The sequence below is a fragment of the Peterkaempfera podocarpi genome, assembly GCF_042466665.1.
Taxonomy (GTDB): Bacteria; Actinomycetota; Actinomycetes; order Streptomycetales; family Streptomycetaceae; genus Peterkaempfera; species Peterkaempfera podocarpi.
On record NZ_CP162102.1, the window covers coordinates 7,321,687 to 7,335,328 of the forward strand.

Genomic DNA, 13,642 nt, shown 5'->3' on the forward strand with positions numbered 1-13,642 from the left:
ACTCCGTCCGTCCCCGGGGCTGCCCACGGTGACCGCCCGGCGGTGCCACCGCCCCGGGCCGCCGACGCCGACTGCGTCGCCGGCCCGGTGCGGCGCCGCTCGCGGGGTCGCCGGCCGGGGTCAGGCCCCGACCGCCTGCCGCCCGAAGTGGAACGCCCGCACCCGGCGCAGCCACGCATCCGCGGCGGCCTCGTCCGGTGACCCGGGCAGCACACCGGGCCCGTCCAGTGCGGCCTCGGCCCGTGCGATGATCCGCTCGCCCACCGACGGATCGTCCACCATGCGCTCGCCCAGTTCCCGGATCCGCCCGGGATCGGCCAGCCGGATGGTCAGCCGCCCGGTCCGGTGCAGCTCCACCGCCTGCTCGGTCAGCCGCACCAGATGCCTGGCGTGCTTGGCGCTGCGGCGGCGCGTCTCGCTGGAGAAGGTGCCGTCGCCCCGTGCTTGGAGCTTGCGGAACTGCTGCGTGGCATAGCCGAGATAGGCGTTGCGCACCCCGCGGGCGGAGAGCAGCGCGCCGCGCAGGCCTATCAGCTCGTCCCCGAGCGGTGTCCGTACCTCGTAGAGCTCGTCGGGCAGCCACACCAGTTCCATCACGGTGGGGTTGCCGGACAGGGCGAGCCGGCACCACTTGGCCGCCTCATGGAGCGTCCGGTCAGGACGGGTGGACACCTGGGACTCCGCCGGGCGGTGCAGTCCGTGCAACTCCTCCGTGGGCGCGGCGAACAGACCGAGGCGGTCGATGTCCGAGCCCTCGTGGGCCAGGCCGTACGCGGTGGAACCGACGATGCCGGACAGCAGGATGTGCATGGTGGGCCCCTCCCTGGGCGGACCGCTCGAGTGTGCCGGAGCGCCGCGGTGCCACGCACCGCATTTCCGTCCCGGTCCGCTCACCGCCGCCCGGTCTGAGCCGGTCGCGGCCCGGCCTCACCAGCCGGGCTGCGCCGCTCCGAGCGGCAGACCGCTGTCGCGCAGCCACTCGTCCATGACCGCCTGGTCGGCGAGGCGGGTGCCGATGGAGAGGTGGACGTTGAAGGCGCCGGGGCAGGGCTCGGCATGCCGGCTGGTCCACTCGCTGTTGAGGCAGAGCTGCACCCCGCACATCCTGGCGTCGGGGAGGCCCTGCAACGGTCCCTCCCACTGGACGTCCAGGGTCGGCGGGCCGAGGCCGGAGACCATGGCGTCCAGTGTGGTCTCGGTGGTGCAGTCGTCCTCCTCGGTGTCCTCGTCGCCGAGGGGCGCGGTGCCCCCGAGGGAGACGTACATCCCTCGGGCAGCGGCCACAGCGCGTTCGAGTCCGGGGTGCAGATCCACCTCCAGCAGCAGCCGGTAGCCGTCCTCGACGACCCGGCGGGCGACGCCCCGCCGGTCGAGTCCGGCGAGCAGGGCGGCCTCCGCCACCGGGTCGCGGGCCGCCGCGACCCGGACGTACGGGAAGTGCTCGATGGCGTGGGCGAGCCGGCCGGTGGTGGCCACCGGGCCGAGCTGCGGTCAGGGGAGGCTCAGCTCGGGGTTCCCGTGGCTGCTCGGCAGGGTGCGGGCCCTGGCGAGGGGGGTGGCGGCGCCGGGCAGTGGTTCCTGCAGCCGATAGAGGAGCGAACTGCTCATGGGGGCACCCTTTCACGGTCGCGCCGGTGCCCGGTGGGGCTCGCGTGCGGCGGTCCTGCCTGTTCTTCGCGGCACGAGCGCCGCAGGAACGCCGGACACGGGACCGGCCAGGGCCCCGGTCCCTCGGGTTCCCGGGGGGTGCGGCGACACCAGCGTCGAGATTGTTGGCAAATCTTGCTGATTGCCAGTCAATTACCTTGCAGGGTAGAAAAGTTGATGTCTCCCGAGGCCGATCGCGGACGGTCTGGAGCCAGCAATTCCGCACTCATTGACACATGATCGACACATGCGTAGCGTCAAACGTCATGTCAGTGGGAGCGCTCCCATCGCGTGCTCCCGGCTCTGCATGTGAACGGGGGAACATGAATGGATCTCAGGTTCGGGATTCTCGGACCATTGCAGGTGTGGCGCGACGGTGAGGCGCTGCCCGTGGGCGCGGCCAAACAGCGGCTGCTGCTCACCTGTCTGCTGCTGGAACCGAACCGGCCGGTGTCGGTGGACCGGCTGTTCACCGCCCTGTGGGAGGACAGCCCGCCCAAGTCGGCACTCGCCAACGTCCGCAGCTACGCCAATCTGCTGCGCAGAAGCGTCGGGGGTGACCGCCTGCGTGCACACGCCCCCGGGTACCGGCTCACCGTCCAGCCCGGGGAGCTGGACGTCCTCGACTTCCGGGAGCTGGTGCGCCAGGGACGCGCCGCCATGGCGCAGTCCGAGCACGAGCCGGCGCTGCGCTGTTTCACGGCCGCGCTGGACCTCTGGCGGGGCGCCGCAGCCGAGAACGTCCCCCGGACGATCGGCCTGGAGGCCCAGCTCGACGCGTTGGAGGAGCAGCGTTATCTGGCGGTGGAAGAGTCCGCGCGGGCGAGACTGGCGCTCGGGCGGTTCAGCGAGGTCATCGACGGGCTGCGGGACGCCCTGGCGCTCAGGCCGACCAGGGAGCGCCTGTGGGGGCATCTGATGGTGGCGCTGTACGGCACCGGCGATGTGGCCGGTGCGCTCACCGTCTATGCCGAGGCCAGACAGGCGCTCGGCCTGCACCTCGGCGTCGAGCCGGGGCCCGGGCTCACCGAGCTGCACCGGATGATGCTGAGCCGCGACCCCAGGCTGGACGGACCGGTGATCGCCTGGCGAAGGGCGCGGCCCCGCTGCCGGGGGCCCCGGCACACCAGGCGCCACTGAACAACAGGAGTCACTGGCCACCGGACTCCACTGGCCACCGGACTCCACTGACCACTGGAAGCCCCTGACCGGACCCGCGCCACCCGGCCGGCCGCCGCTGCGGCCATCAGTTCTCCGCACCCTGGTAGCCCTGGGCCTGCAGATCGAAGAGCCGCTGGTAGATCCCGCCCAGCAGCAGCAGGTCGTCGTGCGATCCCCGCTCGGCCACCTGTCCCTCCTCGAGGACGACCAGCAGGTCGGCCTCCCGGATCGACCCCAGGCGATGGGAGATCAGCAGACTGGTGCGGCCGGCCCGGTGCGCGCGCAGGCTGCTGTGGATCTCGTGCTCGGCCTCGGCATCCAGGCCGGAGCTGGGCTCGTCCAGGATCAGCAGATCGTGCCCGTCCCGCAGCACCGCTCGGGCCAGCGCGAGCCGCTGCCACTGCCCGCCCGAGAGCACCACCCCGGCCTCGGCGTCCCCGCCCTCGTCGGGCCCGAAGAACATCCTGGTCAGCATGGTGCCGTAGCCCTGCGGGAGCGCGGCGACCGCCTCGTGTGCCCCGGCCCTGCGTGCCGCCGCTTCGATCCGCCCGGCATCGGTGGTCGGGGCGCCCCGGTGGTCCACATCGCCCAGGGCGATGTTCTCCGCGGCGGTCAGGTCGTACTCCATGTAGTCCTGGAAGACCGCGCCGATGCGTCGGCGCAGTTCGGCCGGGTCGAGGTCGCGCAGGTCCACGCCGTCCCAGAGGATCGCTCCGCGGGTGGGGTCGTAGAACCGGCACAGCAGCTTGACCACGGTGCTCTTGCCGGCACCGTTGCGGCCCACCAGCCCGACGGTGGCACCGAACGGGACGGTGAAGCTGACGCCGCGCAGCGCCCAGGGGTGCTCGGGGGAGTAGCGGAACCAGACGTCGCGGAACTCCACACCGCGGCGCAGCGGTTCCGCGGCGGCGGGTTCGGTGGCGAGCGGCAGGTCGGGCCCGGCGCCGGTCACCGCGAGGTAGTGGTCGAAGGTCAGCAGGTGCTGGTGGCCGCCGTCACCTCATTCACCAGGCCCGCGATCGCGGCCTGCACGCCCACCAGGGAGGTGGCCAGCAGGACGACGTCACCGGCGGTGAGGTGCCCGTCGTGCGCGGAGAGGACCGCCCAGACCAGGCCGGCCCCGGCGATCACGGCGGACAGCAGCCCGAGTCCGCTCTCGGTGCCGAGCTCCCGGCGGTCCAGGGCGCGCCGTTCGGCGTCGGTGGCACGGCGCTCCGCGGTCATCCGCTCGCGGAAGTGGCGCCCCGCGCCGAAGAGCCGCAGCTCCTTGGCGGCTCTCACACTGGTCAGCAGCTGACGGTAGAACAGCTCCCGCCGCTCCGCCGGGCCGATCCGCCAGAGCATGCCGGCGCGCTGCCTGGACAGCCGTAGCTCCGCGACCAGCGCGGGTAGGGCCGCGACCAGGACCGCGACCGCCAGCAGCCCGTTGACCAGCAGCAGTGTGCCGAGGAATCCCAGCACCGTGATCAGACCCCGGCCGATCGACAGCGCGCCGGCGACCACGGCGCTCGGTGTGCTGCCCCCGGACTGGTAGGCCAGGCCCATGCGGTCCAGGAACTGCGGGTCCTCGAAGCGGGCCAGGCCGGTGAAGCCCTCCACGGCGGCGAAGAGCCGGTCCTGGGCGAGCCGCCCGGTGCGGCGCTCCAGCTCCTGGCGGAAGTACCGGGAGAGGTGGGGGAGCACGCTGGAGCACACCCCGGTGGCGGCCAGGCCCGCGGCGACCGCGACCAGCACCGCCCGGTCGGACGAGCGGTCCACGATCACATCGAGGGCGGTCCTGGTCAGCCAGGCCGCGGCCACGGGCACGGCGGCCTCGACCAGCACCAGCGCGCTGTACACCAGGGTGTGCCGGCGGCCCGCCCGCCAGGCGAGGGAGACCGCGGCGGCCAGGGCGGCCGGAGTCGCCCTGGCCCGGCCCGACTGCGGTGACACGGTGCCGGCCTAGGCGTGGGCGTGGGCGGAGGTGACGACCTGGTCCAGCCGCAGTCCGCTGGCCATGATCAGGCCGTCGGCCCCCATCAGGGCGAAGACCGGGAAGGCCTGGATCTTCAGCGCGGAACTCAATGCGCCGCCCAGCTCCTCGACCACCACCCGGGCCACCGGCTCCAGTTGCTCGCGCTGCGGCCCCGACTCGCCCTTCTCGTCGACGACCACCGCGAGGACCCGCTCGGACCCCCGGGGAAGCGCCGGGCCATCGCGACAAAGTCGGGCAGCGCCTCGTGGCAGGCCTCGCAGCCGGGGGAGAAGGCACCGATCAGGGTCGGCTCGGTGATCAGGTCCCGGGAGACATCCGATCCGTCGGTGGACAGCGTCCGGAACGGCGCGGCGGACTCGCCCTCGGCGAGGACCGCCTTGCGGCCGGCCGCCGCATCGGCCTGGGCGGCGAGCTTGTCGGTGTGCTCGCGCAGCCGCCGGATCACTCCCACGGTCAGTGTGAGGTTGACCAGGCCGAGCACGGTCAGCAGGACGACGAGTGTGACGAGGTACGGCATGGTGCTCTCCAGGTCGGGCGACGGGACGGTCGGGCGGTGGCGACGGGACGGCCGGGCGACGGGACGGCCGGGCGATGGCGACGGACGGTCAGGCGATCGGGCGGAACAGGTCGATGAAGTCGTCGGCGAAGGAGGCGAGCGCCGCCGCCACCGCGCCGACCGCGACGGCCGTCAGCACACCTGCCGGGTCACCGGGCACCTCTCGGCCTGCGGAGGCCGCCAGGCCCAGCGCGGCAGCGGTCAGCAGCAACAGGTTGCGGACGACCTGGCCGTAGCCGAGTTCCCGGCGTGAGGTGCCGAAGCAGGCGCAGGGGGCCCTCTCGTCACGCCGCAGCGCGGCCAGGACGGCGAGGGTGAAGCCGCCCAGCAGGGCGACCGCCAGTCCGCAGCCCACCGCGGCGGTCACGGGTACGGCGACCAGCAGGACCGCGGCGGCTTCCGCGCCCACCACGGCGGCCGCCGTGCCGGACACGGGCGCCCACCGCGGTGCCAGCCTGCGGGTGGCGGCCAGGAACCCGGCGTACGCGGCCCTGCCGCGGAGCTTGCCGACGGCGGAGGCCAGGAACACCAGGGCCAGCAGACTGCGGCAGCCGACGGCGACGTAGTCCATGGAACTCCTCCTCGTCCACTTGCTACTGCATACGGCGGAGCACGACCCCGAGCAGGCTGCCCGCCGGGATGAATCCGCACTGCCGGGAGTCGAAGCTGGCCGCCGGGTTGTCGCCGAGGGCGATCAACTGGTCGGCGCCGACCCGGGGTTCGGCCACCGCTGCGGCGACCGACTCGGGCACCGGGTCACCGGGCAGGGCTGCGGCACGCTTGACCATCCAGCGCCGCTCGGGCGGCAGCGGTTGTCCGGTGCCGAGCCAGTCGGGGGTCTCGAAGACGACCACATCACCGATCCGGACCCGTGACAGCCGGGTCCGGCGGACCAGCAGCCGGTCACCCGCGTGGAAGGCCGGCTCCATGCTGAGTCCGGAGACCACGACGACGGCGAGGCTCCGCCGAAGCATCGTCAGGACGGCCCCGGCTGCCAGCGCGAGACCGGCCGTCCACACGAGCGCAGTCATATGCGGCGGATCAGCAGTTGACGATCCAGGAACCGCAGGTGCTGCCGGTGCCGCAGGAAGCACCCCAGCTGCAGCACTTGCGGACCAGGCAGCTGTTGCCCTCCAGCCAGCAGGGGCAGGCAGCCTGGGCGGAGTGCTTCGGGACGAGGACCGACAGCAGCTTGTCGCCCAGCGATCCGATCTTGTTGATCATCTCGAACTTCCCTTCTCGGTGCGTCCAAAGGGGACACCGCGGAACCTAGAAAGGAGCGGCACAATTTCCGTACGGCGGCCGTACTTTCCCGATACATCTCCTTTCCGGAGTCGAATGCTCACGGTGCGTCCCGGCCGCTCGGCGGGCCGCAACCCCGCCCTCCGCCGCCGGCCCTGCGCCGCCGCCGGCCCCGCCCTCCGCCGCCGGCCCCGCGCCGTCCGTGCCGCCCGGGAATGAATCGACCGGCAAAGTTGTATAAGCTTCAACTAGTTTCCGCGGGGCCACGGGATGAACGGCCCCCCGACCGTCAGGAGACGCCTTGTCCTCCCTCGTCGACGTCCGCCGCGCGGGCGGGCGCTTCCACACCCGCGCCGGCTGGCTGGACTCGCACCACTCGTTCTCCTTCGCGCGGCACTGGGACCCCGACAACACCCACTTCGGGCTGCTCCTGGTGTCCAACGACGATGTCGTCGCGCCCGGCACCGGATTCGAGACGCACCCGCACCGCGACATGGAGATCATCACCTGGGTGCTGGAGGGCAGCCTGGTCCACCAGGACTCCACGGGGCACAACGGAGTGATCTACCCCGGCCTCGCCCAGCGGATGAGCGCCGGCGCGGGCATCCTGCACAGCGAGAAGAACGACTCCTGGACCCTCACCGGAGACCCCGAGCACCAGGTCCCCGTGCGGTTCATCCAGATGTGGACCATCCCCGACGAGGCGGGCATCCGCCCCGGCTACGAGCAGCTGGACATCAACGGCGAGCTCGACCGCGGCGGCTGGACCACCCTTGCCTCGGGCATGCCCAAGCATGCGGCGCAGCGCGCCATCGGCATCCGCCAGAAGCACGCCGCCCTGCATGTCGCGCGGGTGCGCCCCGGTGAGACCCTCGAGGTGGCCACCGCCCCCTTCGTCCATCTCTACGTCGCCCGGGGCCAGGTGGACCTGGAGGGCGCCGGCCTGCTGGCGCAGGGGGACGCGGCCCGCATCAGCCGGTCCGACGGCCGCCGGATGACCGCCGGGCCGGACGGCGCCGAGGTGCTCATGTGGGAGATGACCGCCACCGTGGCCCCCCGCTGACCGCACCGCCGACGGCGCCCGTTCCCGGCCGGATCCCGTGTTCCCGCGTGGGGCGCGGGATCCGGCGTACCCCGGTCGGCCCAGTGGGCGGCGGTGCCGGGTCCGCTGCGGGAAGCGGGCCTCTCGGGCGTCCGGACCGCCGGGGAAGCGCAGCGCCCCCGAGGCCGTGGCCTGCCGCAGGGCCCGGGCGACCGGCCGCCCGGCGGAGGCTCGCCCCCGCCGGGACGGGCGGACGGCGGGGACGCCCGGGCCTCACTCCTCGGGGTCGGCAACTTTTGATCGGGTATGCCCGGAGTTAGGTTGATTCGAGAGGTTCCGGGCGAGACGGTCAGGGGTGTCATCGATGTGCGGTATAGCCGGCTGGGTGTCCTACCGACGCGACCTGCGGCAGGAGCGTGCCACCGCCCAGGCGATGACCGCCACCATGGCCTGTCGCGGGCCGGACGCGGAGGGGCTCTGGCTGGACAGCCATGCCGCCATGGGGCACCGCCGTCTGGCGATCATCGACCTGCCCGGCGGCACCCAGCCCATGACCGAACGCACCCCCGACGGCGAGGTGGTGCTCGTCTACTCCGGCGAGGTCTACAACTACGTCGAACTCCGCGACGAGCTGCGCCGCCGGGGTCACAGCTTCCGTACCGACAGTGACACCGAGGTGGTGCTGCGCGGCTACCTGGAGTGGGGCGACCAGCTGCCCGAGCGGCTCAACGGCATGTACGCCTTCGCCGTCTGGGACGGCCGGACCGAGCAGCTGGTGCTGATCCGCGACCGCATGGGCGTCAAACCGCTCTACTACTTCCCCACCGAGGACGGGGTGCTGTTCGGCTCCGAACCCAAGGCGATCCTGGCGAACCCCGGGACACCCCGCGAGGTGGACCTGGAAGGGCTGCGCGAGCTGTTCTCCATGGCCAAGACCCCGGGACACGCCGTCTGGTCCGGTATGCACGAGGTCGAGCCCGGCACCGTGGCGGCCTTCGACCGCGCCGGGATGCACACCCGCACCTACTGGCAGCTGCGGGCCGTCGAGCACACCGACAGCCTGGAGGACACGGTCGCCCGGGTGCGGGAGCTCCTGGAGGACATCATCTGCCGGCAGCTGGTCTCGGACGTGCCGCGTTGCATCCTGCTCTCCGGGGGCCTGGACTCCAGCGCGGTCACCGCACTCGCGGCCCGGCAGCTCCGGGGCAGGGAGACCGTACGCAGCTTCTCGGTGGACTTCGTCGGCCAGACCGAGCACTTCGTCCGGGACGAGCTGCGGGCCACCCCGGACACCCCGTTCGTCCACGACGTGGCGCGCCATGCCGAAACCGACCACCGGGACATCGTGCTGGACGCCAAGGAGCTGGCCGACCCTGCCGTGCGGGCAGCCGCCGTGAAGGCCAGGGATCTGCCGCTGGGCCTCGGCGACATGGACCAGTCGCTGCTGCTGCTCTTCCGGGCGATCCGCGAGCACTCCACCGTGGCACTGTCCGGCGAGTCGGCGGACGAGGTGTTCGGCGGCTACCCCTGGTTCCACGACCCCGCCGCACGGGACGCGGGAACCTTCCCCTGGATGACCAGCGTGCTGCGGCAGGGCATGAGCGGCACCGCGGTGCTGGACCCCGGGCTGACCCAGCTGCTGGACGTACCCGGCTACCTCGACCGGCGCTACCAGGAGGCCCTTGCCAGGGTGCCCCGCCTGGACGGGCAGGACGACCCGCTGGAGCGCCGGATGCGCGAGGTCTGCCATCTGCACCTCACCGGCTTCGTCCGGATCCTGCTCGACCGCAAGGACCGGATGAGCATGGCCACCGGGCTGGAGGTCAGGGTCCCCTTCTGCGACCACCGCCTGGTGGAGTACGTCTTCAACACCTCATGGGCGGCGAAGACCTTCGACGGCCGGGAGAAGAGCCTGCTGCGGCAGGCCGTACGGGACCTGCTGCCGACCTCCGTCCTCCAGCGGGTGAAGAGCCCGTACCCCTCCACCCAGGACCCCGACTACGCCGGGGAGCTCCAGACGCAGATCAGGGAACTGCTCGCGGCCGGCCGCAGTCCCGCCCTGGACCTGCTCGACCGCGACCGGCTGCAGTCGATCGCGGACCGCGATGAGCACCTGGTCAGCACCGAGGAGCGCGCCGGTCTGGAGCGGGCCCTGGACCTGGCGGTCTGGTTCGAACTGGAACGGCCCGTGCTGAAACTCGATTCCGGAGGGTGACCCGGCCGTCGCCGGACCGCAGCACCGGGACAGCACTCCCAGGACGACCGACGGACAGGCAACTACGCTGGTATCCAGTACGCACCGCGACCCCTGGAGGGGTCATGACTCGACGCCGTCCCAGTGCGCCGGACAATGCCGAGGAGACCCTGCTCACTCTCGGCAGTCTGGTCGACCAGGCACTTGAGCGGATCAAACTGCAGCGGGCAAGGGTCGACCTGGCCGTGGCCCTGCAGCGGCACATGCTCCCGCCCGAGCTGCCGGACCTGCCGGGCCTGCAGTTCGCCGCCCGCTATGTCCCCGCGCGCAACGGGCTGGAGGTGGGCGGCGACTGGTACGACGTCTTCCCCATGGCGGACGGCTCGATCGGGGTGGTGATCGGTGATGTGCAGGGCCATGACGTCGACGCGGTCGCGGTCATGGGACAGGTCCGTGCAGCGCTGCGCGCGGTCGCGGGCATCAGCGGGAACCCCGGCGAGGTGCTGTCCGGGGCCAATGACCTGCTGATCGCGCTGGGCTGCGGCCTCTTCGCGACCTGCACACTGCTCCGGGTCGGGACACCGGACGGTTCGCTGTCGGGCTCCCGGGCCGGGCATGTCCCGACCGTCTGGGCCACCCGGGACGGCAGCTCGGGGACCCTGCTGGGCGCCTGCGGGCCGCCGCTCGGCATCCTGCACGGCGCGCAGTACCCCGTGATCCGCCGCCATATGGGTACCTCGGAGGAGGCCGTCCTGGTCCTGCTCACCGACGGGGTGGTGGAGGGGCCGCACTTCTCCCTGGACGAGGGGTTGGAGCGCGTTCGGCAGGTGGTGACCTCGGACCTGGACGCCGACCCCGAGACCATGGCCTCCCGGGTGATCAAGGTCGCTGATCTCACCGGCCACACCGATGATGCCGCGGTCCTGGTCGTCCGCCGCCGTTGGTCGTCCGCGCCTGCATGACCGCCGCCGGGGACCTGCGGCGGCACTGCTGTGGAGGAGGAACCGTGCACGGCCGAACACCCCAAGCGCCTCCCGGGCCGGGCCGGCATGCCGCGCCATGAGGGGCTCCGCCACCAGGGCCTGGTGCTGCTCGGGATCCTCGCGCTGGCCGGCGCCTACTACGGCTGCGCCAGAGCGGGACTGGTGCTGCACATCGTCGAGAACCAGGTGACGCCGTACTGGCCCCCGACCGGCCTCGCCGTTGCGGCGCTGCTGCTGTTCGGCCTGCGCCTGTGGCCGGGGATCACCCTGGCGGCGTTCCTGGTCAATCTGCCGCTCGGCCCCTCGCCGCCCGCCGTCCTGGCGATCGCGGTGGGCAACACCCTGGCTCCGGTGTGCGCCTGCCTGGTGCTGACGCGCACCGGGTTCAGTCCCGAACTGGGGCATCTGCGGGACGTCCTCAAGCTGGTCTTCATCGGAGCCCTCGGCGGCATGGTGATCAGTGCGACCGTGGGCAGCGTCGCCCTGATGGCGGCCGGGGCGGTGCCCGGGAATGAGTTCTGGCCCACCTGGGCGGTGTGGTGGACGGGCGATGCGATGGGCGTCCTGGTCTTCGCCCCGGCCTTTCTGCTCCTTCCCCGGTTTCGGTCGCTCCGCGGGGTGGGGGTGCGTCGATGGGTGGAGCTGGTGGGGCTGCTGACGGCGACCGTGCTGGTCGCGCTGGTCGCGGCGACCAGTCCGAGCGGCATGCTCTTTCTGACCTTCCCCTTCCTGGTCTGGGCCGCGGTCCGGTTCCAGCTGGCGGGGGCGGTGCCCTGTGTGCTGCTGGCGTCCAGCATCACGGTCGTCCTGGCGGTGCAGCGGCACGGCCGCTTCGGCTGGCACAGCCTGTTCCTGGACATGGTCACCCTTCAGGCGTTCAACGGGTCGATCGCCCTGACCGCGCTGCTGCTCTCCGCGGTCGTCACCGAACGCAACCGGGCCTATGCGGAGATCCGACGGGCCTGCACCCAGCTGGCCGCGGCCGTTGCCGAGCCTGCGGCCGACAGTGATGCCCGTCCGCGCTCCGCGGACCAGCCGTGAGCCCCGGGACTCGCCGGGGCTCACGGGTGTGCGTGCTCAGACCTGGCTTGCGCCGCGCGGTACCTGCGGCTGAGAGCGGGCGCCCCCGTTGAGGTTCGCCGGGGCGGGGGGCTGTTTGAGCGCCTCCAGGATGGCGAGGCCCTGGCCGATGATGCCGGTGGCCAGTTCATTGACCCCGTCCGCGCCGTTGAGCACGGTCAGCGAGGACCCCGAGATGCCGCGCGCGGCGGCATCGGCGAGGGCGGGCAGATTCTCCACGATCCGGTTGGCCGCGATGAGCTCCTGGTTGCCGTCGCGCAGTGAGGCTGCGCGGGCCGTGTTGGCCTCCGCCTGGGCCTGGGCGAGCGCCCGTTCGGCGTAGGCGCTGCCGTCCGCCTCGAACTTGACCTGGTCGCGCCGTGCCTCGGCGAGGGTGCGCTGCCGGTAGGCCTCGGCATCGGCCGGACGGCGGATCTGCGCCTCCAGCTGCTGTGCGGCGAGCGCTGCCCGCCGCTCGGCCAGCGCGGTCTGCTCCTCGATGACCTCCTGGGAGGCCCGGGCTTCGGCGAGCGGGCCCGCCTGGGCGGCCTGGGCGTTGGACTGCTCGGTCTCGGCGAGGAAGCCGGCGCGTTTGATGGCGGTGTCCCGCTCGTACGCGGCCTTGAGCGCGGCGGCCTGCTGCTCGCGCTCGGTCGCCTCCTGGTCGGCCTTGGCCTGCGCGATCCGGGCCTGGCTGGCGACGGCCGCGACATGCGGGGCCGCCAGGTTGGTGATGTAGCCGGAGGTGTCCTCGATCTCCTGGATCTGCAGGGCGTCCACCACGATGCCCAGCTTCTCCATCTCGCTGTGGCTGCCCTCCTTGACCTCCTGGGCCACCCGGTCGCGCTCCCGGATGATCTGCTCCACCGTCAGGCCGCCGATGATGGACCGCAGGTGGCCTGCGAAGATACGCCCAACCAGCTCCTCCATGCGGCTCTGCTCCGACAGGAAGCGGCGGGCCGCGTTGGCAATGGACACCGTGTCGTCGCCGACCTTGAACACGGCGACCGCACGCACATTGAGGCGGATGCCCTGCTGGGTCACGCAGTCCTCGGTGATCTCCGCCTCGCGCAGCGCCAGGGACAGCATCCGGGCCTTCTGCTTCACGGGCAGGACGAAACTGCCGTGGCCGGTGACGATCCGGAACTGGGTGTCCTGCGCCTGCCGTTTGGAGCCGGAGATCAGCATCGCCTCGTTGGGGGCGGGAACATGCCAGAACAACACGGGTGGCTCCTTTCGCTCCGCCGGGCCTAGGGAGAGGGGAAGAGTTCCACGATCACCGAGCGGGCCGACGTCCGGTCCACCACGATGACCAGGGCGTTCTTGGCAACCGGTCGGTGTGACCAGGCCGCGAACGCCTCGGTGCCGCCCCGGACGGGTATCAGCACCTCGCCCGGTCCGTCCTGGGGAATGGGGACGGTCACCCGGCCGACCGCCCCGACCGGACTCTGGTCTTCGTCCATACGGCCTTCCAGCCCCGTCTGCGGCGAGGCACATCCTGTCCCGCCCGGGCACCGGGAGGTGCCGGGACCGGCGGCGACGCGGCCGGTGGCGAGGGGGATGCCGCCGGTCACGGGTGGGGTCCCCACCGGGACCGCCCGGCCCGTCCGGCGCGGTCGCACCGAGGGCGCCGCCCGCCCGCGCGGGCCGTCCTCGGCGGACGCCCCCGCTCATTCCACGGTACTCCGCACGGGTCCTGGCGCCGGACGGAGGCGGCCGGGCGGGGCCGACGGCGGCACCGGCACCGGCACCGGTGTCGGTGGCGGTCGCGATGTCGAAGGCA

General features: G+C 72.5%; 16 protein-coding genes. 5 read left to right on the forward strand and 11 right to left on the reverse strand.

Going from position 1 to position 13,642, the window contains the following annotated elements; genetic code table 11:
* Positions 1–120: 120 nt before the first annotated feature.
* Entirely contained in the window at positions 121–810 is a 690-nt protein-coding gene (locus tag AB0761_RS32175; RefSeq protein WP_377272700.1) for a DNA polymerase beta superfamily protein, read from the reverse strand.
* A gap of 117 nt (positions 811–927) precedes the next feature.
* The gene (locus tag AB0761_RS32180) at positions 928–1,476 is read right to left on the reverse strand and encodes a hypothetical protein (RefSeq protein WP_377272702.1); all 549 of its coding nucleotides are present in this window, start codon (positions 1,474–1,476) and stop codon (positions 928–930) included.
* A gap of 498 nt (positions 1,477–1,974) precedes the next feature.
* Between AB0761_RS32180 and AB0761_RS32185 the strand changes: the two genes are divergently transcribed.
* Positions 1,975–2,787, forward strand: a complete 813-nt coding sequence (locus AB0761_RS32185) for a BTAD domain-containing putative transcriptional regulator (RefSeq protein ID WP_377272704.1) — start codon at positions 1,975–1,977, stop codon at positions 2,785–2,787.
* Positions 2,788–2,893: 106 nt separating this feature from the next.
* Here the strand turns inward: AB0761_RS32185 and AB0761_RS32190 are convergent, their stop codons facing one another.
* The 7 genes from AB0761_RS32190 to AB0761_RS32220 all read right to left on the reverse strand — a co-directional run bounded on the left by AB0761_RS32190 (position 2,894) and on the right by AB0761_RS32220 (position 6,563).
* Positions 2,894–3,760 (reverse strand): ABC transporter ATP-binding protein, encoded by an 867-nt coding sequence (locus tag AB0761_RS32190; protein WP_377272706.1) that lies wholly within the window; start codon positions 3,758–3,760, stop codon positions 2,894–2,896.
* Positions 3,761–3,780: 20 nt separating this feature from the next.
* Positions 3,781–4,740: a hypothetical protein gene (locus tag AB0761_RS32195; protein WP_377272708.1), complete on the reverse strand. Its 960-nt coding sequence runs from the start codon at positions 4,738–4,740 to the stop codon at positions 3,781–3,783.
* Between the two features lie 9 nt (positions 4,741–4,749).
* Positions 4,750–4,872: a hypothetical protein gene (locus AB0761_RS32200; protein ID WP_377272710.1), complete on the reverse strand. Its 123-nt coding sequence runs from the start codon at positions 4,870–4,872 to the stop codon at positions 4,750–4,752.
* Positions 4,869–5,300, reverse strand: coding sequence for a hypothetical protein (locus AB0761_RS32205; RefSeq protein WP_377272712.1), 432 nt, complete (start codon positions 5,298–5,300; stop codon positions 4,869–4,871). The genes AB0761_RS32200 and AB0761_RS32205 overlap by 4 nt, the downstream gene beginning before the upstream one ends.
* 88 nt (positions 5,301–5,388) lie before the next feature.
* A complete protein-coding gene (locus AB0761_RS32210; RefSeq protein ID WP_377272714.1) occupies positions 5,389–5,910 on the reverse strand; it encodes a MauE/DoxX family redox-associated membrane protein in 522 nt (173 codons plus the stop codon).
* 22 nt (positions 5,911–5,932) lie between these two features.
* The gene (locus tag AB0761_RS32215) at positions 5,933–6,370 is read right to left on the reverse strand and encodes a S26 family signal peptidase (protein ID WP_377272716.1); all 438 of its coding nucleotides are present in this window, start codon (positions 6,368–6,370) and stop codon (positions 5,933–5,935) included.
* A 10-nt stretch (positions 6,371–6,380) separates the two neighbouring features.
* Positions 6,381–6,563 carry a hypothetical protein gene (locus AB0761_RS32220; protein ID WP_377272718.1) on the reverse strand — a complete coding sequence of 61 codons (183 nt, stop codon included), beginning with the start codon at positions 6,561–6,563 and terminating at the stop codon, positions 6,381–6,383.
* 319 nt (positions 6,564–6,882) lie between these two features.
* On the opposite strand from AB0761_RS32220, the gene AB0761_RS32225 reads away from it, so the two are divergent.
* The 4 genes from AB0761_RS32225 to AB0761_RS32240 all read left to right on the forward strand — a co-directional run bounded on the left by AB0761_RS32225 (position 6,883) and on the right by AB0761_RS32240 (position 11,841).
* Entirely contained in the window at positions 6,883–7,644 is a 762-nt protein-coding gene (locus AB0761_RS32225; protein ID WP_377272720.1) for a pirin family protein, read from the forward strand.
* Between the two features lie 343 nt (positions 7,645–7,987).
* Positions 7,988–9,838: an asparagine synthase (glutamine-hydrolyzing) gene (gene asnB / locus AB0761_RS32230; RefSeq protein WP_377272722.1), complete on the forward strand. Its 1,851-nt coding sequence runs from the start codon at positions 7,988–7,990 to the stop codon at positions 9,836–9,838.
* Between the two features lie 104 nt (positions 9,839–9,942).
* Positions 9,943–10,779, forward strand: a complete 837-nt coding sequence (locus tag AB0761_RS32235) for a PP2C family protein-serine/threonine phosphatase (protein ID WP_377272724.1) — start codon at positions 9,943–9,945, stop codon at positions 10,777–10,779.
* Between the two features lie 30 nt (positions 10,780–10,809).
* On the forward strand, positions 10,810–11,841 hold the full coding sequence (locus tag AB0761_RS32240) for an MASE1 domain-containing protein (RefSeq protein WP_377272726.1): 1,032 nt from the start codon (positions 10,810–10,812) through the stop codon (positions 11,839–11,841).
* A 36-nt stretch (positions 11,842–11,877) separates the two neighbouring features.
* Here AB0761_RS32240 and AB0761_RS32245 read toward each other — a convergent pair whose 3' ends face one another.
* Positions 11,878–13,083: an SPFH domain-containing protein gene (locus AB0761_RS32245; RefSeq protein WP_377272728.1), complete on the reverse strand. Its 1,206-nt coding sequence runs from the start codon at positions 13,081–13,083 to the stop codon at positions 11,878–11,880.
* Between the two features lie 26 nt (positions 13,084–13,109).
* Complete coding sequence (locus tag AB0761_RS32250) at positions 13,110–13,322, reverse strand: hypothetical protein (RefSeq protein WP_377272730.1); 213 nt, start codon at positions 13,320–13,322, stop codon at positions 13,110–13,112.
* Positions 13,323–13,642: the final 320 nt, after the last annotated feature.